The sequence below is a fragment of the Bacillota bacterium genome (assembly GCA_033549065.1).
Lineage (GTDB): Bacteria > Bacillota > Dethiobacteria > DTU022 > DTU022 > JAWSUE01.
Window position 1 is genome coordinate 1 of the sequence record JAWSUE010000008.1, and the last position, 21,971, is coordinate 21,971.

The window sequence follows — 21,971 nt, forward strand, 5'->3', positions numbered from 1 at the left end:
ACCCTTTTCCGAGATATCGTCCCGAAGGGAAACTCCTTCGACCATTTTACGCAGGATAATGTGAATTTGATTTTTTCACACGTCAACAGCGTTAAGCGCAAGAGTTTAGGTGGCAAAACCCCGTATGAGCTGTTCGCATTTACATACGGGGCTGAGATTGCCACCCTGCTAGGCATTACTCCTGTTTCGGCAGATAAAGTAAACCAATCGCCTAGCTTGCTTAAAAAATAACTCAAACCACGATAAAATACAAGGAAGATTTCCCATTCTAAGTTCCCGATAAGTTGAAGTTAGTCTGAAACGCCAGCGGTTCAGGCTTGTTTGCCTTGCCATTGTTTAATAACTCTTAGCCATTTTAACGCCATTTTTAACCTTTGACGATTGCTTGCTGAATTTTTCTCATACTTAAATCCGTTGATTTTTCAGGGTTATCGCAACACGCTTCCCACTGTAGAACTTACTTTGGGAATTTACGTTCCTGCAGAAATGCCCATCCCCGGCCGTCCCATATAAAGACCGCCAGAATTGACCATTCACTGTAAGGCGGCCCAAATAGAACCCCGGCCATGGTGTCGTCAAGGTAATCTATGGCATAAACAATAATATTATCTTCCTGAAGATCGTAAGTTTCAAAAAATCTTTCAACATTATTTAACTCTTCTGTATGCAGCAAAATAACCTGCGGATCGCCCGTCCGGTTGATCAGCCACCTGTGCAGCACCGGTTCAATCACTGCCAGGTTGGGCGGTTCCTTCTCACTTTCCGGCAAAGACTCCGACTCAGCATCCGTTTCTTCAGCCTCTTCCGGATCAGATATTTCCACTTCTCCCTCATCAGCTCTATCTACTTCTTCCTCACCATTAACAACGGAAGGTATTTCAATTTCGGGATCCTGTCGCGAACCCAGTGTTACGATTATAGCGCCCATTATAACTACCGACACAACAATGATCAAAACCGGTAGAAGCCAACCGGCTTTCTCCTTCGGATCGTAATCCAGCTCGCTGAATTCATCCTCCAGTGAGATCTTCTCCTTGGAGTCGGACACAATCATCACCTCCATCCAGGGATCAGCATATTAAACAGCTTATTAAACAGCTCTAATGATCTGTGTCAACTATTACCCGGGCGGGGATAGCATCGGTTTCGCTGATCTTCAACGGAAAACAGTAAACCTTAAAGATTTTACCCCTTACCCGGTCAAGGTTAACCAGATTTTCAATAACATAGATCTTGTTTCCCGACAGGTAGCGGTCACAATCTCCATGCTTCCTGCCCCTGCCGAGGCCCAGGGCATCGATCCCCACCATATTGATCTCTTTTTCCACTAGCCACTCCAATATTTCCCGGGAAATTTCGGGGTGTATCTTGTAGCGTTCACTGTTAATATAGCGGTCCCACCCGGTTTTAAAGAAAACAAAGTCACCCTTTTCGACTGTAATGCTATGGTCAAGGTCTTCCAGAACTATTTCCCGATCGACTATACTAGAGACATCAAAAAGTATACCCCGGCCGATAAACCGTGCGGGTTCAATCCTGTTATTCTTGTCGACCATATCGATATGAGTTCCCATGTGAAGGGGCATGGAAACCGTAACAGTGTTATATTTCCCATCCTCATCCTCATGAAAAAACTCCTCTGTCCTGATTTTTACCGGTGGTGATCCAGGTCTGAAGACCATTCCATCGGTGATTTCCAGGCTGACATCGATTAGCATACAAACCAGCTCCCCAAATGAACTCCTAAGCTTTCAACAGCAGCACCGGGCAGGCAGACTGCCTGACTATATGGTCGGCATTACTGCCAATGACCAGCTCATCCACCATGCTCCTGCCTCGTCTTGATATGGCCAGGATAGATATATCATCCCTTTTCGACGCTTCAATGATGTGCTCGGAGGCAACACCGATGACCACTTCGATATTAACTTCAAAGCCTTTGGATTCAAACTCACTTTTCCACTCTTCAAGCCTGGCCATGGCTTTTTCGGTATTAGCCTTAAGCTGTTGTTCGGTATAGCCTTCGTCGATCACATTGAATAAAACCAACCGTTCGAAAATACCCGGCTGGTCAAGAAATGTGTCGAAAATATGCAGAGAACTGCGCGAGAAATCGGTGGCCAGCAGAGCTGTTGCCGGTTTGCCCTCCTGAAAAACAGGGATCCGCATCAATCTGCCTTCTTCACGAGCATACTTTTCTACAAGTACAGAAATTTTAGTTCCACGAATAACTTCGGTCACAGTGCTCCCCAGAAATAGCCTGCGAACCAGGCTGCCTTCCCCCAGAGAGCCGATCAAAATAAGATCGGCCTTTTCTTCAGTAGCCACAAGCTTTATTTCTTCGGAAGGCTTACCGATGGGCTGTAATATTTTTACCTCCACACCGAGAGCATTAATTTCACTCTTCTTATCTTCAATATTCTGTAAAAATTTTTCCCGGCGGATGCTCAAGCCGATACCCGCAGTCTCAGTCCTGATTACATGGACTATGATCAGTTCTTTCATCCCCAGTTTCAACAGATCATCCATACCATTCAGCAGTTCCATCGACGGTCCGGAAGCGTCCACGGCAACGATAACTTTTCTAAACAATAAAATACCCTCCCCGTTCAAAACTTAAATTTTCTATTGGTCTCATATTCGCTCTTAAAACATTAAAACCTTTGCCCCACCCTTACCCTGAAACAACTTTCATCTGTTTCCAACCCGAAAGACCCAGAACCGGTTCAGGGAAAAATTAACCACCATGGCAAAAAAGGTAGCGATAATTTTGCTGATCAAAGTGCTCAAACCTGCCTGTTCCCGCCCCAGGAAAAGAACAACCAGGGAAACTCCGAGTGAAATGATATTGACTAACACAAATTTAGTAAACTCTGCAACATGGGGTTTATGTTTCGCCTGAAAAGTCCAGTAGCGGTTCCATAAATAGCTGTGGCAGGTTGCCGTAGCATAGGCGATAACCTGGGCGGTTAGATAATAGACACCTGCTGCATAGTAGAGAAGAGAAAACACGCCGAAGTCTACCAGCGTATTTAAACCCCCGACTATCCCGAACTTTCCCATCTGCCACAAGTCATGACGGTATTTGTTGAACAAAACTTTAAGTGATCCCATCATCTCCAAACCCTTCGGTAAATTCAATGATATAAAGCGGACGATTCTTGGTTTCTTCAAATATACGACCCAGATACTCGCCAAGGATCCCGAGCATGATCAGGATAACCCCGTTGAAGAATAAATTAATAACCACGATGGAAGCCCAGCCGGGCACTGCAGTGGGGTCGCCAATCCGCTGGACAATAACCACTATTAAATAGACAAAGCTGGCAAAAGATAAGATAAAGCCCACATAGGTAGCAAGTTTAAGAGGCTTGTAGGAAAAAGAGGTAACTGCATCCCAGGCCAGGGCGAGCAGTTTACTGAATGAATACTTGGTTTCACCGGCCCAGCGCTCATCCCGGACATATTCAACAGCAGTAGTTTTAAAGCCAACCCAGCTGACCATGCCCCTGATAAAACGGTTTTTCTCGGGCATCTGTCTCATCGCCCGGCAAACCTGCCGGTCGATCAACCTGAAATCGCCTGTATCCATGGGAATCGATATTGAACTGAGGGCATTTAGCAACCTATAGAATATACTGGCTGTAGCCCTTTTAAATATATTTTCTCCCTTCCGTACTTTTCTTTTACCGTAGACGACTTTGTACCCTTCACGCCATTTATCAATCATCTCCAGAATAACTTCGGGAGGGTCCTGCAGATCGGCATCGATGATCACTATCGCTTCCCCACCTGCCCTGGAAAGACCGGCCGAGGTGGCTGCCTCATGCCCAAAATTTCTTGAAAACCCGATAAGCCTGGCATGGGGATCATTTTTACAAAGACCGCAGATAATTTCCCGTGAGCGATCCCGGCTGCCGTCGTCGACAAAAATCAGCTCATATGCTTCACCGGTTTTCTCCATCACTTCGCTCAAGCGCCGGTGTGTCTCTTCAATCACTTCTTCTTCGTTGAATAAAGGTACAATTACCGAATATACAACCTGTACAGTCATATCCAACCTCCTCTTAGTGACGGCTACTTTGCAACAGGAAGTGCCTGGTTATAATTTCGCTTTATCGATAAATAAAACCTACCGGCTCAATGAAAAACCCAGCCCGGAAACCAGCGCAGGTACGTTTCTACATAAGCTCTTTCAACAATCATTCCCGACAAGATCGGATAGAAAAGAACAAACAGAATCAAGGTTATGATGGCAAAAAAGATGACCAGTTCTTTGCCAAATGCCCAACGCTTCCTTACTTCCCCCAACACATAGACAAGCCCGAAGATTAGAAAAGGAACCGTTGCAAAGTAATGGTAGATAAAAGTCAGGCGGGGAATGATCACCCAGGGAATATACTGCGAAAATATGGCGATGAGAACAAATATTAGTTTGCGATCTCTTAATTTGAATGCATCGTAGATTACCAGGAAAAAAGCGATAAAGCCACCCCACCATACTGCCGGGTTGCCAAATGAGACTATACTGGAGATGAATCCGGCGGGCAGTTCCTTGCCCTGGTAAATCCAGATCGGTTTCAGCATAAGCGGCCATTCATACCATGGTGAGGAAAAGGGGTGGGTTGCCTCCAGAAAACGGTGATAATTAAACATGTGGGTCTGATACCTGAGCACATCGGCAAAACCATGATCCGGAATCAACATCACCGGAATATAGGAGAGGATATATACCACCAGTGGTACAATAATGAAAAAAATAAAAGCAGCCACCACTGTCACCATTATCCGGTTGCGGTTCGTTAAAAACCTTTCCACCAAACGGTCAGCGTGATCATTCTCCCCCAAGTCACCGATTACTGCTGATTCAGCCCTGGCCTTTCTGAATCTTACTCTATTTTCCCAAAGCGCCCAGAAAAATATGACAGCCAGGCCCAGGCCTGAGTAAACACCGTTCAGTTTTGATGCTCCGGCCAAACCGAAAAATAACCCGGAGAAAAACAGCGGTATATATAGCGAACGCAAGTCTGCAGTGAAAAAGTCACGCGAGATAAATTCATACATAAAATAGTAGGACAGCAAGATAAATAGAACCATGAACCCTTCGAGCGTGGCAAAACGGGTATGGGCAAAATGCATGAAGTCAAAGGTTAGCAAGAAAGCCGCCAGAAATGCGCATTCGGTTTTCCCGAACAGGCGCTTTCCAAATATATAGATTACAGGGATCATTGCAATCCCGGATAATACATTGATAATTCGCCAGCCGAATGGGTTCATGCCGAAGATCACGATGCCGAGACTGATCAGCAGCTTGGCCAGGGGCGGTTGAACAGAATCATAGGGCACCAACCTGTTTAAGTGCTCGAAAGCTGTGCGGCCAAAATAGATTTCATCAAAGTACATCCCGGTCATAAACGAAGGCCTGTCAGGAATCAGGTTCTGTTCATCAAAGAGATCAGTAGGGCTCCCTATTCCTTCAGGGTTAAGTTCCTCATCCAGTATGGCTTCAATATATAAAGGTTGGATCGAACCTTTCCGGTAGAAAGCCAGCTCATTAAGCATGCCTCCAGGCTTCAGCACGGTGAGTCTCGCATACCGTCCCAACCGCGCAATATCCATAAAATGCCAGTTATAGTTAGTCCCTTTACTGAAAACCAAATCACCGGTATGCTCCAAGAGTTCATTAATAAATTCTAGCTGGTACTCCCCATCATCTATTCCGGAATAGAAGGCAATCTTCGATATTTCACGTTCACGGCCAAAATCGACCACAAAGGTGTCGCCCGTTTCTGCCGGTATCCAGTATGATTCCGGGACTTCCCGTGAACCGAGGTTAATAAGTGACAGGGGTATATAGACTGCCAGCAGCAAGGCGATAAGCAGCCAATCTTTTACGGTCATATACTTTTTTTCATCAGGAGGGTTTATCATAACTATAGAAGCTCCCAGCTTGATTATTTCTGCCTGAGCAGCAGTTCCTTGGCCTCGAGAGAAACAGCACAGAGAAGATAATCGCCGCTTTCATATACCAACGGATACTGCCGGGCGATTTCCATCCAGGTTGATTCATACCTGTTCCTTTCATCGGGGCCGAACAGTACATAGTCGATCCCATTTTCCCTGGCCAGTAGAGCAAACTGCTCCGGGTTGTTAAACATCGTATTAACTATTCCCTTGCGTTCCGAATAATCGATACCCTGGCTCCACAGCCATCCATCATATCCGCAAAATATTGTCCTCCCGGCCAGGGAAGCAAGCGCATTATTATGATTGTCTGCTGTGAGATATATACTATCTTCCGGCAAATTATCTTTTACATAGTCTGCCAGCTCAACCTGATCCCGGGAAAAAAGGAGCGCCGGTGAAAGCTGCACTTCTCTCAGCAGGCTGAGCGCACCGGAAAATATCACCAGAAAGATAACCATGCCGAAAATATATGCGCTCGCAGGCCGCTCACGATATATATAATAAATAATTTTCAGATAATCTGCTACTATAAATACTGTTAAGAGATACCAGATGAAAAATATCTTTATATTATCCCAGACCCAGGGCTGGAAAGCAAAAAATTCGGCAGTGATAAAGAGAATAACTGCCGGTAGATATAAATAGAGTTTTTCCCTTCTCCCTCTAATCAAGGCCACTACAGCCAGAATGAAGATCACGCCTACATTTTTAATCCAGAACCAGGGCCATAAATCACCCCGTTCATTCCAGCCACCAATAAACCTTAAAAATCCCGGACTCCCGGCCTGGGGAAAGGTCCAGATGAGAAGCTGGGGCAGGGCAAGAATAATTAAAGGCAGAGCCAGGTATAGCCACCGAAGAAAGAGAGCTTTTTTATCGGCTGCCCGGATAAGGGCAAGGATAAACCAGCAAAAGCCGATCACGATGAAGGCAAGAAAAGAATGCGTGTGGACCAGTGGCAAAAGGCCGCCGATAATTCCCGACAGCAAAAGATATCTCTTCTCTCCGGTTTTATAAGCACGGTAAAGCAAAAAGAGAGCGAAGAAAAGCACAGCCCAGCCTGCCAGGGTTGTTCTCTGCGGCAGCAGCAGATCACAAACAACATTTGACCAGACCAGGTTCTGCTCCACCCAGTTGGTCGGCGACATGAAAAGATTTCCACTGAGCGCATCAATTCTTCCCGGACCGGCCCATAGCCTGGCCAACAGGAAAAATGCACCCAACCCCCCGTTAATAAAGAAAAAAAACGCTGATAGAACTACCGAAAATCCTGACATCAGGATCTCCCGCGCCAGGCGGAAAAACCAGTAAAACAAGGCAAAAGCAAATATAAATGAGGTAATCAGGACCGACCAGCGCAGACTGAAGCCTAAGAGATAAAGTGAAGATGAAAGCAGGTTTGTCAGAAAGGGATAACCAAGATGAGCTCCGGCAAATATTGTATAAACAGGAGGAAAACCACCCTGTTCAGCCAAACCGGTAATCATGGCCAGGTGAAAGGGCAGGTCTCCATAAAGATTACCCCTGGTATAAACTGACCCATCCGGCGCCATATTAAAGTGAGAGGCCAGCATGGCACAGAAGAAGATGGTAAAAGTCAAGATGAGACCAATTTCAAAAATGCTTAACTCCGTATTTGCTTCATAATTTTCTTCTTTAAGATTATTGTCCCGATGGTTCCTGTAAAGCAAATAAACCGAAAATGTCAACATGCCGGTCAGAAACCATCCCAGGTAATGCGCCGCGGGGGAAAAACCAAAAATAAATGCGCCGGGTACAGGTGACCACATGGCGCATAAGAGTCCGAAAAGAAGTCCGGAACTAAATTGTTTCAGGTTAACCCTGCCGGGAAATATCTTTTGGCTGATTAGAAATCCGCAACCAAGGTGAAAAATCAGGTGAATTATTCCCGGCATCAATAATCTCCCTCTAGATCAACAAACCTTCTCTGTATCTTCAATAGTTAGCAAATCAGGACGGAAATTCGGTGATCAGACCAAGCGCTTTGCGCATGATCAGGCTGACATCGATCACGTCTATCTTGCCGTCTCCATTCACATCGGCAACCTGTCTTTGGCTTGAGGTAAGCGTTCTGCTGCCCAAAACGTACTGCATGACCATTACAACATCGTTGATATCGATCACATCATCGTCATTGATATCCCCGGTCTTCTGATCAGGGTTGATGCTGTCTGCAGGATAACGGTGCAGGGCAACATGTGTTGAGTAATCAACACTGTTTCCGTCCACTTTCCGTCCGTAAATCCGGTAGGTCCATGTCCCGGCAACCGCATTATCAAACCGTCCGATAACTATATTCAAATCCCTGTAGGTTATGATATTCGAAAAAGTATACTGGAAACCTCCGGGGCTGAAAACCTGAAGATCCAGCAGGTCATCATCTTCAGTCCAGGAGAGCGCGAAAAGCAGGTTCCGGCCCGCCAGGGTGGTATAGCTGTAAAAATCGGAATAATGCGTTTCCTGTATGCTGCCCTTATTTGAAGCAACAATATTTACATCTGTATAATTAGCATTAAGATAATCTCTCAAGACATCGGGTGCAGCCTTGAAGGTAGCCTTCAGGTTTCTGCTCGAAGTAACCTCAAAAGAATAAGAAGCCCTGGTGGAAACCACGGTGCCTCTTTCAGTCCAGTTGACAAAGACATAACCCTTGTTCGGCGTGGCGACCACAGTGGCAATTGCCCCGTTTTCATATTCACCGCCTCCGGCTGCAGTGCCGTAAACCGGTGGATTCACGCCGACCACTATAGTATGGGTAAATTTAACCTGCATGGGATACCCGCGGTTAACTGTTGTGCCGTCACCCAGCTGACCGGAACCGTTTGAACCCCAACCCCACAGGGTGCTGTCGGTTTTAAGCGCAAAGGAATTATTGTTGCCGGCGGCAATTGCTTTTGCTCCCGTCAGCCCTGCAGCCTGAACCGGAAGTAACCGGTGAATCCCGGTTCCATCGCCCAGCTGTCCGTAACTGTTGCTGCCCCAGGTCCAAACGGTGCCATTTGTTTTCGCTGCCAGGGAATGTTCATCCCCGGCGCCTATAGCAGCAACACCGATCAGGTCTTTTACTTCAACAGGGGTAATCCGGCTTGTTTCCGTGCCGATCCCCAGCTGGCCGCTGTCATTTCTACCCCAGGTCCAGACGGTACCGTCATCCTTAAGGGCCATGGAATGATAACGCCCGGCGCTGACAGCCACAATACCGGTTAGATTAGCTACCTGGACCGGCCTGGCCCTGCTGGTAGTCGAATTATCGCCCAGCTGACCCCAGTTGTTCTGACCCCAGGCCAAGACAGTGCCGTCGCTCTTCAAAGCCAGCGAATGGTTATAACCGGCGCTGACAGCTTTAACGTTGCTTAGACAGCTAATCCTTACAGGTATAGTCCTGTCTATAAAGGTGCTGTCGCCCAGCTGGCCGTAAGTATTATACCCCCAGGTCCAGACAGTTCCGTCATTTTTAAGGGCGAGGGAATGTCCGTAACCGGCGCTGACCATAGAAACACCGGTCAGGTTCGACACGGCGCCCGGGGTGGTCCGTTCTGTCTTCGTGGCATTGCCGAGCTGGCCAAGGTTGTTTCTACCCCAGGACCAGACGGTACCGTCGGTTTTCACCGCCAGTGAAAAACCGTTACCGGCGCTGACCGCTTTAACATTGGTCAAACCGCTGATAACTTCCGGACTGTGCCGGTCTTCCCTGGTACCGTCACCCAGCTGGCCAAACCCGTTGTAGCCCCAGGACCAGACACTGCCGTCTCCCCTGATGGCCAAAGTATGGCTGTTACCGGCGCTGACTACCGTCGTCACTGCCAGTTGGGCTCCTGCAGGCGAAGGTGTCATAGCGATGAGGGCAAAGAATAGTGCCACCACGATTATAAACGCTGCTCCTGCATATAAACCCTGAAATCTCTTGCTCCCTGAAAATAGATTTTTTCTGTACTGCGCCAACATTCCCATCACCCTTTCGAGTCGAGAAATAAACAAATAAGACATACTCAACATAAAACAGATCTGTTTACTTTTTCTACTTCACTCAAAATATTCCTGCTAATTATGGTTAATATTTCTGAAAAATACATTCTTTGCAAGCTTTATATTCTCTTTAACAATATATTTACCGATAGTTTAGTTAGCTGTTAAGCAGTTTTTGTACAAAGGAGCACGCGAGTGGTTCGCGTGCTCCTCAGGGCGATATTTTAAACTGTTTTTATAGATACTCTCAATTCCGCAACTATTAATCCAAAGTGCTGGTTCGGCTAAAGCTGGGGAGCAAGTTGCCAGCTACATCAGTTATTCCGGCTGCTGAGTTGTAAAATACATCAGTGTTATTTGTAAATCCTGTTCCGGTTAAAATTATTTCGTCATCATTTACACCTTTTACTGCTTGTGTTAAGCTACCACCGGATATTGAGAAGCCGTTCAGGCCAGCAAGCGACATTGAGCCTGGTGCAACATCCTCAGTCAACTTAACAATTATTTCTGTCGCATCTATAAAAGTGATGCTGTCAACAGCAGGTGCTATCCTATCAGCAATAATTGTTGAAGCAATCGTCACCGGGAAACCATAGGCATCCTTAGTGTTAGTTGCTGGCCCAGGTGTTCCTGGAGATGAAACAGTCCTTAGCCTGGTTACTAATCCACCATCATCTTTTGCGTCATAACCAATTGCATTAGCACCAGCCAGAGTCAGAGTTAAAACTGACTTACCACTACTGTTATCGATACTGATGCTTGCCGGGTTAACCCATGTAACAGGTGCCGCATCAATTCTGATTTCAAAATCATTGATACTTGCACTTGTTACAATATCGCTCAGGTAAACGCGGATAGTAGTAATCGTAGTTGCTCTTACTGGATTGGAAACTCCGGGATTTAGGCCAAGCGTATATGCTACAGGTAATAACTCAGTAGCAATGCCAAGTGAGTTTCCAGCGAGGTCCTTGAGAGCTCCAACACGTATATTGCCTGCAACATCGTTGGCAAACTCGAGGTATACTGACTTGCCGTCTGCTGCAGGAGTTGCAACTGTCGGATTCGCACTACCATCAAGTAAATTCTCATACATTGCCTTAGTAGCCAAATCGATTGAATTCATCGGTTCACTAAAGAAGATGCGTATCTTTTTAATTGTATCCAGTGTATAGAATACATCATCTGCTGCTCCAGCCAAGTTAACTACCTCAGGTGCGATAGTATCCGGTACATTTACGTTATATACTTGGGTTCCCATCGGATTCTCCGCTGGTGAAGTATCTTTAATATTGGATATTGTCAGTGTATACTCTCCTTGCAGTGCAGCAGCTGAAGTTAGGCGGTATTTGTTGCCACCAAGGGAAGAAACGCTGCTGAGAGTTACCGTTGTAGTCCCCTTCTTCAATGAGTAATTAGCCAACGTATCGGCACCCTGGACGGCTTCACTATACTGGACATCAATCTGTGTGTTTGAATGAACTGTGACAGTAGCTGTAGGCGCAGTCGTATCAGGTATTGTAGTTACACTTAATGTAAAGGGCTGAATTATATTGCCCCAGGTATCTTTAACCTTATTTGCATCAGGAGTACCATCAGCATATTTCATCCAGAATTGTGTAGTACCCGGAGGTAATAGCTTGGCGCCAAAATTGACAACAAATGTCTTTTTATCTCCTGATGGGTTCGTTACTGCAGTACCGGTTACCTGGTTGAGAACCGAATCATAAGTATGCCTGAACAGTACACTGATATTACCTAATAAAGTTGTTTCATTGATTGCCCTAGAAAATTCCAGTGTTACTGTACTCTCGGTTGACGATTTAACACTAACAGTTGGAGCAGTCGTAATAGGAGTATGGGTAAAGGATACAGATGTGGGGGCTACCGAGAAACCAGAGTAGTCTTTCAGGCTGGTTCCGGCATTGATTGCCAGAGTATATGTTCCGGCTGCCAAGTCTGCAAAAGTATCAATCCTCAATTCCCGACGGGCATCAACGTATGTTGCGCCAAACAGGTTGAGAGCAATTGCACCGCCATTTAATGTTACATTTGTAGGTATGACTGTGCGATCCAGAGGTTCTGAGAAAGTTAAAACAAGATTTCTCGGTCCTTCTGTATGAACTGAAACCAAGGTGGGGACACTGGTATCAACAAAGCTAACACTTGCATTGGTATAGTCAGCGGTTAAACCAACTGCGCTCTTGACCACTACCCGGTTAGTTGTTGAACCGTTCACGAAGTGATAACCATTGGCCATTGTGAGAAGGGCAGTTTTGTTATCATCTTTGATAGAAACAGCTGAACCGGTTCCTGTTAACCTGTCTACCAGAGGAGAAGCCTGAAGACCAACATGGAAATTCGCTGTGGTCATTTTGGTTCTCTCTTCGGGTTTGAGGGTCCTGTTAAAGACCACTTCAACCTGCTTCGGGTTAACTGCTGTTGCACTTGATACCTGAAGTTGAGCCATCGTGAATTCATCAATCAGCCCAAGTGAATACTGCATAATCAATGTGGCATCCTGAACATTGATATTGCCATCACCATTAACATCGGCAACAGCTTTCTGGGCATCGGTTAATGTGATTAATCCCAGATTATGCCTCATTACCAATACGACATCCTGCACATTAATTGCGCCGTCATTGTTAATATCACCAAACGTTGCTGCCGAAGCAGCCGGAGCAAATAGCAGCAGGAATAGAATAACGGAGAGCAAAATTAAAGATACTTTTGCTCCTGCTCTCTTCCTTTGAGATTTCGGCATCTTAATAACCTCACTTTCGCTAAGTAGATACTTGATTAAATCTTAAAATATTAATGGTCCATTAATATCAGACAATCTTTCTTTCTCCCTGGTTCATATAAAATTCAAAGTTACTTCTTGGAGGCCGGTTTTCTAAAACGCTTAAAAATGGCAAACCCGGCCGGCAGGAGAATCGCCAAAGCGACAACGATAATAATCGGTAAATAGTTAAAACTGTCGCTGTCTGTCGGTTCCGGTGTTTCATCTTCATCTGCCTCGTCCTCATTTTCCTCAATCTGCTCTTTGTCCTCATCAGCAGTTTCTTCACCATTTTCCGGTTCTGGAACCGGTTCCCCTTCCTCTTCACCTGTCGGCGTTGGAGTAGGAGCCTGAGTGCTGCTGCCGATTATAGCTTTCCCCGATACTGAAGCCCCTAATGAATACCCGGCAGGCGCAATCACAATATCATAGAAATTGAAGCTGGCCTGACCTTCTTTCAATGCTTCGAACCAGATTCTGCAAACCACCCCCGAGTCAGCCGTATCGGCCATAGGAGTAATCCACATATACTTCAGGCTTTCCGGAGTATAATCCAGGTTGACCATATCCATACTACTCGCAGCATTATTAACGAGCGATCCGGATTCATGCGATACCGGACGGACAAGGTCGGGATTGTAGGAAAGTATAAACTGACCGCCCTCAGAGCCGGCAGCGTTTTCAGCACTGATCGTGACTAAAAACTGCTCTCCTGCAACAGTTCTGGACTCTCCGGCAGAAAGCTTCAGGCCTTCTGCAGCTGCGGTATTCTGCATCGAAACAAAGAGCGTTATACAAAGAGCGATAAAAAAGGTTTTAAATAATCTGTTTTTTACGAATCTATCCATAGGTATCCTTTATAGTGCTATCGTTATTATATCTGTGCTTGCTGCGGCGGTGACCAGTTACATCACCGCCGCAACCCAATGTCTAATTTATTACTTAACTGCAAAGCGCTTGCGGCGGGCAATCGCCAGTCCACCGCCAATGATTACCAGTAATCCGAGCGGTAAGAGAAGTGTAGTTCCACCGGTCGGCGGTGTCGGCTGCAGGCCTTCCAGCTCCTTGATCCTGTTTTCTGCAGCGGTCAGAGTATTGAGGCAGGTAAAATCGGCATCTACTGCCCCGTGATTAGTCTTGGCTGCAGTAACCAGAGCGCGGGCGGCGACCACGTCGGGTTTGTGAGCCAGGGTCAGGTTGCTGACCGAAGGCAGGGCATTGACAGCATCACAGGCAACCTTGATGGCTTCCAGTTTGGCGATCATTGCCTCTGCATCCAAAAGCTTCTGATAATCTTCAAAATCGCTGTTTACAGCGCCATGCTTGGTTTTTGCTTCTTCAACCAGAGCGCGGGCTGCTTCAACATCCGCCTTGTCGTCGAGAGTAATATCTTCCGGATCAGGCAGATCGGCTATCGCCTCGTCAGCAGCATCAATTGCATTCTGCTTGGCCACAGCCGGGTCAACGATTGTAATTTTACCGGCAGTATGCGTTGCAGAGACATCAGCATCTTCAGGTGCGATAACTACATCGCTGAAGGTAAGGAAGGTTTCACCGTCATCCAGTAGTTCGAAGGTAATTTTGCAAACTTCTCCGGACTCATCGGTGTCGCCATTGGGGGTTACCCACATGACCATCAGTTTACCGTCATCAAACTCGAGGTTTTCCATGATCATGCTGCCACTGGCATCAGAAACAAATTTGCCTTCATCGAAATCAACCGGTTTGACCAGGTCTTCATCGAAGGAGAGGACAAATTCGCCACCTTCGGTATCTTCAGCGTCTTCAACAGTGATGATGATTGTCACCTCATCACCGGTTATTCCTGTTGCTATACTGGCTTTCAGTTTTACGCCATCTGCAGCAAATGCAGCCTGAGAGAATACCAGTAAAAACGAGATACAAATTACTAAAGCGATTAAAACATACTTACTCTTTTTCATCATTATATTTACACCCCTTTATTATTTCAGTTTCAAGATATTGATAATGAGGTTTAATTCTACCCTCCTTTTACCCGTAAGTAACAAGCGAAAAACTTTGCTTCTCCCTGGCATGCATTTTTCATATTTTAATGGCGTCCTTTTCGCCGCCTGGTAAACATAAAACCAGAAACTGCCAGCATAACTCCAATAGCAAAAGCTCCATATAATCCACCGGTTGGTGGTGTCGGTACCCGATCGTCAGGTTTAGGTTTTGGTGTCGGTGTTGGTGTCGGTTCAGGCTCTTCCCCAAGTTTATCCTCGGCATCCTGCAGGGCATCCAAAAACCAGCAGATATCAAAACGGGTAGCACCATACTCTACCATGGCGATATCTACCAGTGCCCGGGCTTCTGCTACGGCAGCCCTGTGTTCTTCAGTTATCTCAGATAGTGGGGGGAGTGCAGCAATTGCATTTTGCGCTGCCTTAATGGCAAGTAGTTTCGAAACTTTGTGCTCGGCTTCCATCAATTTGGCAAGACCTGAAAAATCGCTGTCAACAGCGCCATATTGCTCTTTGGCAATTTCAACCAGAGCACGGGCTTCAGCGACCATACCGATTGCAGGCTGATCCAAACCAACGATATATTGTACCGGGGGTATTTTAAGAATTGCGGCATTTGCAGCGTTAATCGCCGCCATCTTCTCTTCGGCGGTGTAAGCTTGTTCAATTAATACTTCTTCTTCCGTGTTTACTTCTTCTTCGTCGTTGGCCAGGGCTGAGCCTGAGGTGAACATTATTAGGGCCAAACCAACCAGTAGGATGACGATCAGAAGCTGTCCATTCCTGACTAGCCTTTTCATTTGATTCTCTCCCTTTTAAAATCGCTCGTATGCTCTTTTCTCTATCTGTCAGGTTATGCAAACCCAAGAGCATATCCTAAAAGTTCCAAACTGATAACCGGCGAGCTTCACCTCCTTAAAAGAGATAGAATTATTATGTCTGTATAAAATCTGTTAACTCTAACTTAAAGATATCATTATTATTATAACATATTCTGCTGATAAATATTCAATTTTTTTGCAAAAGATCCTTCTTTTGCGTGTAAATATTTCTCTGATCTGGTTACTATTTAAAGTTAGTTTATACTGTTTATTCAAATAAATCAAGCTTTTTTTATATCGTACTGCTGATTTCTTATAAATTTAACTTCTATAAATGGTATTCATTATTATAGTTATTGTTTTTAATACATTTTTTCCTTTTTCTTTCTTATCTATACTTAAGCAGGTAGGCTTCAATCCCTTTAAATAACGCCTGGGCAACCGTGCCATGTGTTTTTGGTTTACTGAGCAGGGCTTCTTCCTCCGGGTTGGTTAAAAATGCCAGCTCTACCAGGGCGGCCGGCGCATCCACATTGGTTAAGATGTAGAAGCTGTTTGATTTAACCCCACGGTCGCGAAGATTCAAAGCCGCTACCATTTCCCGCTGAATCTGTTCTGCCAGATACTTATCAGCTCCACCGTTATTGTTTAAAGAGCTGTAATGCGTTTCTGTTCCGTTTGACTCCGGATTGGTGAAGGCATTGGCATGTATACTGATAAAAAGATCGACTTTTGCTTTATTAATAATTTCAGCCCGCTGAGCATGACTGATCGAGATATCTGAGGTGCGGGTTGTAACCACCTTTGCCCCGGCCTCTTCGAGCAGCGCGATCAGATGCTTGGCAACGGAAAGGTTGATTACCTTTTCCATAACCCCGGTAACCCCAATGGCACCGCGGTCTGATCCACCATGTCCGGGATCCACGCCGATAGTCTTTCCTTTGAACAGGTCTTTGGGAACGTCGGCAACCGTTACGTAGTCTCCGTGAACCCAGCCATCCCTGCCTCCCGGTGTTACGACCTTTAACCAGTCATTTTGGTTCCCCTCAACCGTTAAGATTGTACCCAGGTTCAGACGGTCTATTATTTCGTAATCCAAACCGGGTCCGTTTCGCAAACGCAATATATCAACTCCGACCAGAACATTTTTACCGGCAAGACCGCCGTTGGTATTGATCGGGCTGGCTGTATTCGTTTTTGTATTCATTATCTGATCCAGCAGGTTCAGTAGAGTTAAATGATACTCTGCTGAAGGAGCCCAGCGTCCGCTCAACTCTTCAACATAACGAATTGAACCGGCCCAACTCTGACTGATCACTACGGCGTAGCGTTCATGGGTTTCACCAAAGGGGCTTAAGCCGACATAAGCTGCCATATGGTTGAAATGCCCCCTGACCCCATCTTCCGGAGTGGCGAACCTGTCGTGATCTTCCGGCTTATCGTCGGTTGCAGCGGCAATTTTAATTCCCGCCCAGTTGTTATACTCAGGTGGAACCTGGCCGGTATATTTGCCGAAGTTGGTTTCCAGGGCGGCCTGGGCGTATAGTACTTCGGGCCGTATGCCGATCAGTTCGCCATAATGCCAGTATAACGGAGCAATATCTATAAATCTCTGATGGGCAGAACGGTTTTTGGCCCAGAGTTGAGCCTGTTCAAGGGTGGCGCCGGCTTTTCCGGCTATAGGTGTTTTGTTTACGGAACCCGAGGGAGGATTCGACCCTGTATGGCCGGTCCCGATAGTCTTGGTACTGTGAACCAGGGTTCCCGAGTTAAGCTCAACCAGCTTAACAATAGACGGCATTTCCGCTTTTTTAGCGTCGGAGCTCTCGGTATATTTAAGCAAGTCAAATTTCTTGCCGGCCACTACCGAAGCGGCATACTGATCGAGAATATCATTGTAGTCTAAATAACCGTTTTTGCTGTCGAGTAGAGCAAAAACTGATTTTTTTGTGAAGTCTTCAAACAGACCGTTCGATTTGCCGAGTAGTTTCAGGGCATAAGAATCGAGAAGATCTTCATAACGATATTCAAAAAGATCTCCTTTTGCATCCTTGGCTACAAATCCGGTGACAGCAGCAGAAGCCTGCATGCTTAAGAAAAGCAGGATCAGAATTGCTGCTGTCAAAACCCGGTAAGTTAATATCTTAGATTTCGGCACCGGTACACCTCCGGTTTATCATCAACCTTCACTTACTATTTACGGCGAAACAACCAGATTGCTCCGCTTGGCTAACGATTCATCTACTTCTCCCCTGAACCCGCCAATTGCTTCACTGTAGCCCAGGACAATACCACCAACGGTAACCGTATAATCCCTTGGTGAAGAGGTATTGAGTATGACAATAACCATCTTCTTGCCCGGAGTCAGCCCCTCTTCAACCAGAAACTCCTTAACCAGCTCTTCTTCCGGCTCCGGGGTGGGAGATGGAGTTGGAGTAGGCGTCGGTGTAGGGGTTTGCGTCGGCGCAGGCGTCGCTGTCGGCACGGGTGTAGGTGTTGGCGTTGGCGTCGGTTCTGCTGCATAATAATCGGGATCGCCGTGTTCGATTAATGCCTTGAGCATCTCCGGGCTGGAAATTTCGTAACCGTCGATTAGAATGTTTATATCTTCGGCCAGTTCAATTTCCTGCGGTATCTGTTCCATCGTGGAACCGTCTGCATTGACAACAATTTTTTCAATTGTACCCTTACCGGTGATCTCAACCGCTTCGTTGAGCTCAAGATAATTGACCACCACATTTCCCTGGAGGTCAAGAGTATTATTCAGGGCTTCCTTCGATACAATAAGTTCTTTATAGGTTGAACCGGCCAGCAGGTTGAATTGGCCTGCCTCGGCCATTATTCGTGCCTGGTTGAATTCACCGGTCAACTCGTTAAGTCCGGTTGCTGCCAGGTAGGCCTGATCAATTTCACCCCGGCCGATGATTATGGCAGTTCCATCCAGGTAAAGGTTCTTGATTTTCATGCCGTCGGGATAACTGATTGCCGTTCCCCCGGCATTTCTGGCAATGACCAGTTCTTCAAGAGATTCGCTGTCGATCTCCACGTTGGCCTCGCGAACCCTGACCTGGAGCGATTTAAATTTCCCGTTCAGTTCCACTATGTCGTCAGTCATAACTTCAACTGTTTTAAATCCATCGAACCCCCTCGCCGGATTACTGACCAGGCGGGCACCGGTTTCAAGGCTGATGCTCTCGATGGTTGTTTCTCCCGACACTACCAACCTGACCCGGCCATCGGGACGATTGACCTTAACTTCCCCGAAGGTCGAATCGCTGATTGCAATAGAGCTCATCCCACCGCCCTGTACCAGTAGAAGGCCATCGACTTTAACATTCTTAAGGTTGACACTGCCGTCACCGATCGAGGGTGCCAGGTAGAGATTGCCGTAAATATGGGAATTTTCAAGTAATTCTCCTGCTTTTTCGACAGTAAAGTCGCCTTCGATTACTCTTAGTCCATCTTCGTCAACAAGTTCTGCACTGCTGGCAGTCAGTAACCCGCGTAAAGAACTGGCAAAACCGAAACTGTCTGTAAAGAAGAGAACAAGTGAAGTAACAACAATAACAAGCACGAGGATTATAACCTGGGGTAAAATACCAAGCTTTTTCTTACGCAGCTTTCTCCGCTCAGACCTGGTCATCAGCGGAACCTCCCTGAATTAAATGAATGCCTGAAACCTTATCTCTCTAATTAGCTCTTTATCTAGATACAAATAAACCTGTTTCGTCAGCCAGGCTGTCCTAGCCTTTTCTCATCCGGCCGTAGACCCTTGGCTTTGCGCTCCTGCCTTTCGACAGGGATGCCTTTGTCGGTCAGGTTCTCAAGCAAACAGGATAATTTATTAAATCGCGACAAATATTTCTAATTTTTCATAATAATATTATCAGGGCTGCCCAATATTGTCAACATTTAATATAGGAAATTTTAGGTTCTTTGTTGAATTACCGGTATTAAGTAATCTTGATTGGAGGATTTGACGAATGAAATACTGGCCAAAAGCAGGTAAAGTGAATACTGAAGCAACGGTAGAGGCAGTATTAAAACGGGCTGAGGAGCTCGGTATCAAGCATGTGGTGGTTGCATCGAACAGCGGAGCGACCGCCGAACTTTTCGTGGGCAAAGGGTTAAACGTAACCTGTGTTACCCATCATGTCGGCTTTACCGGTCCGGGAGAAGATGAAATGGAGCCTGGCATGAGGCGGAAACTTCAGGATAAAGGGGTCATGCTGCTGACAACCACCCACCTCTTTGCCGGGATCGACAGGGCTTTACGCAATAAGTTCCAGGGAGTTTTCCCTTCCGAAATAGTGGCGGCAACACTCCGCTTGTTCGGGCAGGGGATTAAAGTCTGTGTTGAGATCAGCTCAATGGCGCTTGATGCCGGTTTAATTCCCTATGGAGAGGAAATAATCGCTGTCGGGGGAACAGGCCGCGGCGCAGATGCAGCCTGTGTGATCGTTCCCGCCCATACCAGCAATTTCTTCGATACTAAAGCAAAAGAGATCATCTGTATGCCGCGGAATTAACTTTTTTGGAGCGGGAGCGGGATCATGTCGAAAAAGAAAAAAATAATTATTCTTGTAAGTGCAGTAGTTCTTGTTCAACTCGGTATACTGCTCTATATTGTTCTGCCCGGATTTCTGGGAGATCCGGGCCTCAAGCTTTCAGGTGATGCCGATATACTGCTGCTCAGAACTACACCTGATGAATATACTCCTGATAATCTGCTGGAAGAACATGACATGGGTGAGTTCGGTATCTACATCAACAATCTCTGGTTTAACAGAAACCATCCGGTATATATCAATATTGAAAATCGTTTAGATGAGCCTGTCCAGGCTGTCTATATTTCCGCCCGCAGCAACGGGAGGCGGTTGGTTGAAGCCTGGGAAACCCGGGGAACAACCGGTGAAGCGCTTGAAGCAGTCATCAGAACGGCAAAAAACAGGTTAACCAGGGATGAAATTAATTCGATCGATACCCTGGAAATCTGCCTGGGACACAGCTTTCGGGAAAGATTTCTGGATCAACCGGATTCATCTCACAACCTGACTTCGAATATACACCGTGGCATATTGGGGTTAGAAATAGTATTTGGCGATAATATAGTCGAGCGCTATGCCCAGACCTATATCGTGGCCAGCAACAGGAGCAATCCCCGGTTGATGGAGCTGTTCAGGGAAAAATTTGATCTATCCTTTGACGAATTTTCTGAAGGAGCCCGGATATTTACTTTTTCCGGTGAGCAGGTCCTGGTCAAATTAGGTGATACTCCCAGGGCAACATTGATGGAAAGAGGTAATATCTTTGTTGAACCGGCAGCGGTTACCCGTGAATCAGTTGAAAGACTTGCCCGCTTATCAGGAATGTGGCTCAATAACAATGTTCACGAAGACGGAAGGATGACCTATAAGTACTGGCCGAGTGCAGTAAGGGAATCGACTGCAAATAATATGATCAGGCAGTGGATGGCTGCCGTTGGGCTAATCCGTTTCGGAAAAGCTGAAAACAAGCCGGAAATATTTACCCTTGCTGAAAAAAATATTCATTACAACCTGGATAATTTCTATATTGAAGAAGAGGGGTTCGGGCAAATTATTTTTAACGATGAAGTCAAGCTGGGCGCCGTTGCCCTGGCCGCCCTGGCTCTGCTGGAACACCCGGGAAGAGAAAAGTGGGTGGAATATGAGACGGCCTTGCAGAGAACTATAGATTCTTTATGGAACAGCGACGGATCGTTCACCAGTTTTTACAGGCCGGAAGGCGATATGCGCTTTCAAAATTTCTACCCCGGCGAGGCTTTACTTTACTGGGCTGCGCTGTATGATAAAGAACGGGATCCCCAACTGCTGGAGAAATTTATGAAGTCCTTCGAATTCTATCGTGACTGGCATCTTGATCCGGACAACCGGAATCCGGCTTTTATTCCCTGGCATACCCAGGCATACTATATCATCTGGAAAATCACGGGTAACGAAGAGCTAAAGGATTTTATTTTCGAAATGAATGACTGGCTACTGCCAATTCAACAGTGGCCTGAAAACCCCTTATACAGAGATACGCCGGGTCGCTTCTATGACCCCAACAGGCCTTTCGGACCTCCTCATTCTTCTTCAACCGGTGTATATCTTGAAGGTCTGGCGGATGCCTTTGAACTGGCCAGGGGAACCGGCGAGATGGAAAGAATGGAAAGTTACCGGAAAGCAATAAACCGGGGGTTGCGCAGTGTAATGCAGCTGCAGTTTGTAGATGAGGTGGATATGTTTTACACTTCACCTCCGATGCGTAAATATGTTGAAGGTGGGATCAGGACTACTGTTTACGATAACGAAATACGCTGTGACAATGTGCAACATAACTATTTGGCCGCGTTAAAAATCCTTGAAGTATTTGAGGACGAAGACTTCGGAATTTACTAGAAAAAAT

General features: G+C 46.2%; 17 protein-coding genes and 1 riboswitch. Of the genes, 3 read left to right on the forward strand and 14 right to left on the reverse strand.

Annotated elements, in window-relative coordinates; genetic code table 11:
- On the forward strand, window positions 1–231 hold a 231-nt coding region (locus SCJ97_06625), incomplete at its 5' end, for an IS30 family transposase (GenBank protein ID MDW7739715.1).
- A 226-nt stretch (window positions 232–457) separates the two neighbouring features.
- On the opposite strand, the gene SCJ97_06630 is transcribed toward SCJ97_06625, so the two are convergent.
- From SCJ97_06630 to SCJ97_06695, 14 genes are all read right to left on the reverse strand, one after another.
- Window positions 458–1,048 (reverse strand): hypothetical protein, encoded by a 591-nt coding sequence (locus SCJ97_06630; GenBank protein MDW7739716.1) that lies wholly within the window; start codon window positions 1,046–1,048, stop codon window positions 458–460.
- Between the two features lie 52 nt (window positions 1,049–1,100).
- On the reverse strand, window positions 1,101–1,718 hold the full coding sequence (locus SCJ97_06635; GenBank protein ID MDW7739717.1) for a cyclase family protein: 618 nt from the start codon (window positions 1,716–1,718) through the stop codon (window positions 1,101–1,103).
- Window positions 1,719–1,743: 25 nt separating this feature from the next.
- A complete protein-coding gene (locus SCJ97_06640; protein ID MDW7739718.1) occupies window positions 1,744–2,592 on the reverse strand; it encodes a universal stress protein in 849 nt (282 codons plus the stop codon).
- A gap of 99 nt (window positions 2,593–2,691) precedes the next feature.
- Entirely contained in the window at window positions 2,692–3,141 is a 450-nt protein-coding gene (locus tag SCJ97_06645; protein ID MDW7739719.1) for a GtrA family protein, read from the reverse strand.
- Complete coding sequence (locus SCJ97_06650; protein MDW7739720.1) at window positions 3,101–4,054, reverse strand: glycosyltransferase family 2 protein; 954 nt, start codon at window positions 4,052–4,054, stop codon at window positions 3,101–3,103. The genes SCJ97_06645 and SCJ97_06650 overlap by 41 nt, the downstream gene beginning before the upstream one ends.
- 86 nt (window positions 4,055–4,140) lie before the next feature.
- On the reverse strand, window positions 4,141–5,931 hold the full coding sequence (locus tag SCJ97_06655) for a phospholipid carrier-dependent glycosyltransferase (protein MDW7739721.1): 1,791 nt from the start codon (window positions 5,929–5,931) through the stop codon (window positions 4,141–4,143).
- 23 nt (window positions 5,932–5,954) lie between these two features.
- On the reverse strand, window positions 5,955–7,883 hold the full coding sequence (locus SCJ97_06660) for a hypothetical protein (protein ID MDW7739722.1): 1,929 nt from the start codon (window positions 7,881–7,883) through the stop codon (window positions 5,955–5,957).
- 55 nt (window positions 7,884–7,938) lie between these two features.
- Window positions 7,939–9,930 (reverse strand): dockerin type I domain-containing protein, encoded by a 1,992-nt coding sequence (locus SCJ97_06665; GenBank protein ID MDW7739723.1) that lies wholly within the window; start codon window positions 9,928–9,930, stop codon window positions 7,939–7,941.
- 286 nt (window positions 9,931–10,216) lie between these two features.
- Window positions 10,217–12,718: an Ig-like domain-containing protein gene (locus SCJ97_06670; GenBank protein MDW7739724.1), complete on the reverse strand. Its 2,502-nt coding sequence runs from the start codon at window positions 12,716–12,718 to the stop codon at window positions 10,217–10,219.
- Between the two features lie 110 nt (window positions 12,719–12,828).
- Window positions 12,829–13,584 (reverse strand): cohesin domain-containing protein, encoded by a 756-nt coding sequence (locus tag SCJ97_06675; protein ID MDW7739725.1) that lies wholly within the window; start codon window positions 13,582–13,584, stop codon window positions 12,829–12,831.
- Window positions 13,585–13,674: 90 nt separating this feature from the next.
- Window positions 13,675–14,679: a cohesin domain-containing protein gene (locus SCJ97_06680; protein MDW7739726.1), complete on the reverse strand. Its 1,005-nt coding sequence runs from the start codon at window positions 14,677–14,679 to the stop codon at window positions 13,675–13,677.
- Window positions 14,680–14,807: 128 nt separating this feature from the next.
- Window positions 14,808–15,521, reverse strand: a complete 714-nt coding sequence (locus SCJ97_06685) for a hypothetical protein (protein ID MDW7739727.1) — start codon at window positions 15,519–15,521, stop codon at window positions 14,808–14,810.
- Between the two features lie 409 nt (window positions 15,522–15,930).
- A complete protein-coding gene (locus SCJ97_06690; GenBank protein MDW7739728.1) occupies window positions 15,931–17,700 on the reverse strand; it encodes an N-acetylmuramoyl-L-alanine amidase in 1,770 nt (589 codons plus the stop codon).
- Window positions 17,701–17,739: 39 nt separating this feature from the next.
- On the reverse strand, window positions 17,740–19,185 hold the full coding sequence (locus SCJ97_06695) for a hypothetical protein (protein ID MDW7739729.1): 1,446 nt from the start codon (window positions 19,183–19,185) through the stop codon (window positions 17,740–17,742).
- An 82-nt stretch (window positions 19,186–19,267) separates the two neighbouring features.
- Window positions 19,268–19,359: riboswitch (cyclic di-GMP riboswitch) on the reverse strand.
- Between the two features lie 166 nt (window positions 19,360–19,525).
- On the opposite strand from SCJ97_06695, the gene SCJ97_06700 reads away from it, so the two are divergent.
- Both SCJ97_06700 and SCJ97_06705 read left to right on the forward strand, forming a co-directional pair.
- Window positions 19,526–20,071: a pyruvate kinase alpha/beta domain-containing protein gene (locus SCJ97_06700; GenBank protein MDW7739730.1), complete on the forward strand. Its 546-nt coding sequence runs from the start codon at window positions 19,526–19,528 to the stop codon at window positions 20,069–20,071.
- Between the two features lie 24 nt (window positions 20,072–20,095).
- Window positions 20,096–21,964, forward strand: a complete 1,869-nt coding sequence (locus SCJ97_06705; GenBank protein MDW7739731.1) for a hypothetical protein — start codon at window positions 20,096–20,098, stop codon at window positions 21,962–21,964.
- The last annotated feature ends 7 nt before the right edge of the window (window positions 21,965–21,971 follow it).

Bases quoted from the DNA above. Each gene is read 5' to 3' on its own strand.
- SCJ97_06635 (MDW7739717.1), bottom strand. From the start codon at position 1,718: ATGCTAATCGATGTCAGCCTGGAAATCACCGATGGAATGGTCTTCAGA.
- SCJ97_06650 (MDW7739720.1), bottom strand. From the start codon at position 4,054: ATGACTGTACAGGTTGTATATTCGGTAATTGTACCTTTATTCAACGAA.
- SCJ97_06655 (MDW7739721.1), bottom strand. From the start codon at position 5,931: ATGATAAACCCTCCTGATGAAAAAAAGTATATGACCGTAAAAGATTGG.
- SCJ97_06660 (MDW7739722.1), bottom strand. From the start codon at position 7,883: ATGCCGGGAATAATTCACCTGATTTTTCACCTTGGTTGCGGATTTCTA.
- SCJ97_06670 (MDW7739724.1), bottom strand. From the start codon at position 12,718: ATGCCGAAATCTCAAAGGAAGAGAGCAGGAGCAAAAGTATCTTTAATT.
- SCJ97_06675 (MDW7739725.1), bottom strand. From the start codon at position 13,584: ATGGATAGATTCGTAAAAAACAGATTATTTAAAACCTTTTTTATCGCT.
- SCJ97_06680 (MDW7739726.1), bottom strand. From the start codon at position 14,679: ATGAAAAAGAGTAAGTATGTTTTAATCGCTTTAGTAATTTGTATCTCG.
- SCJ97_06685 (MDW7739727.1), bottom strand. From the start codon at position 15,521: ATGAAAAGGCTAGTCAGGAATGGACAGCTTCTGATCGTCATCCTACTG.
- SCJ97_06695 (MDW7739729.1), bottom strand. From the start codon at position 19,185: ATGACCAGGTCTGAGCGGAGAAAGCTGCGTAAGAAAAAGCTTGGTATT.
- SCJ97_06700 (MDW7739730.1), top strand. From the start codon at position 19,526: ATGAAATACTGGCCAAAAGCAGGTAAAGTGAATACTGAAGCAACGGTA.
- SCJ97_06705 (MDW7739731.1), top strand. From the start codon at position 20,096: ATGTCGAAAAAGAAAAAAATAATTATTCTTGTAAGTGCAGTAGTTCTT.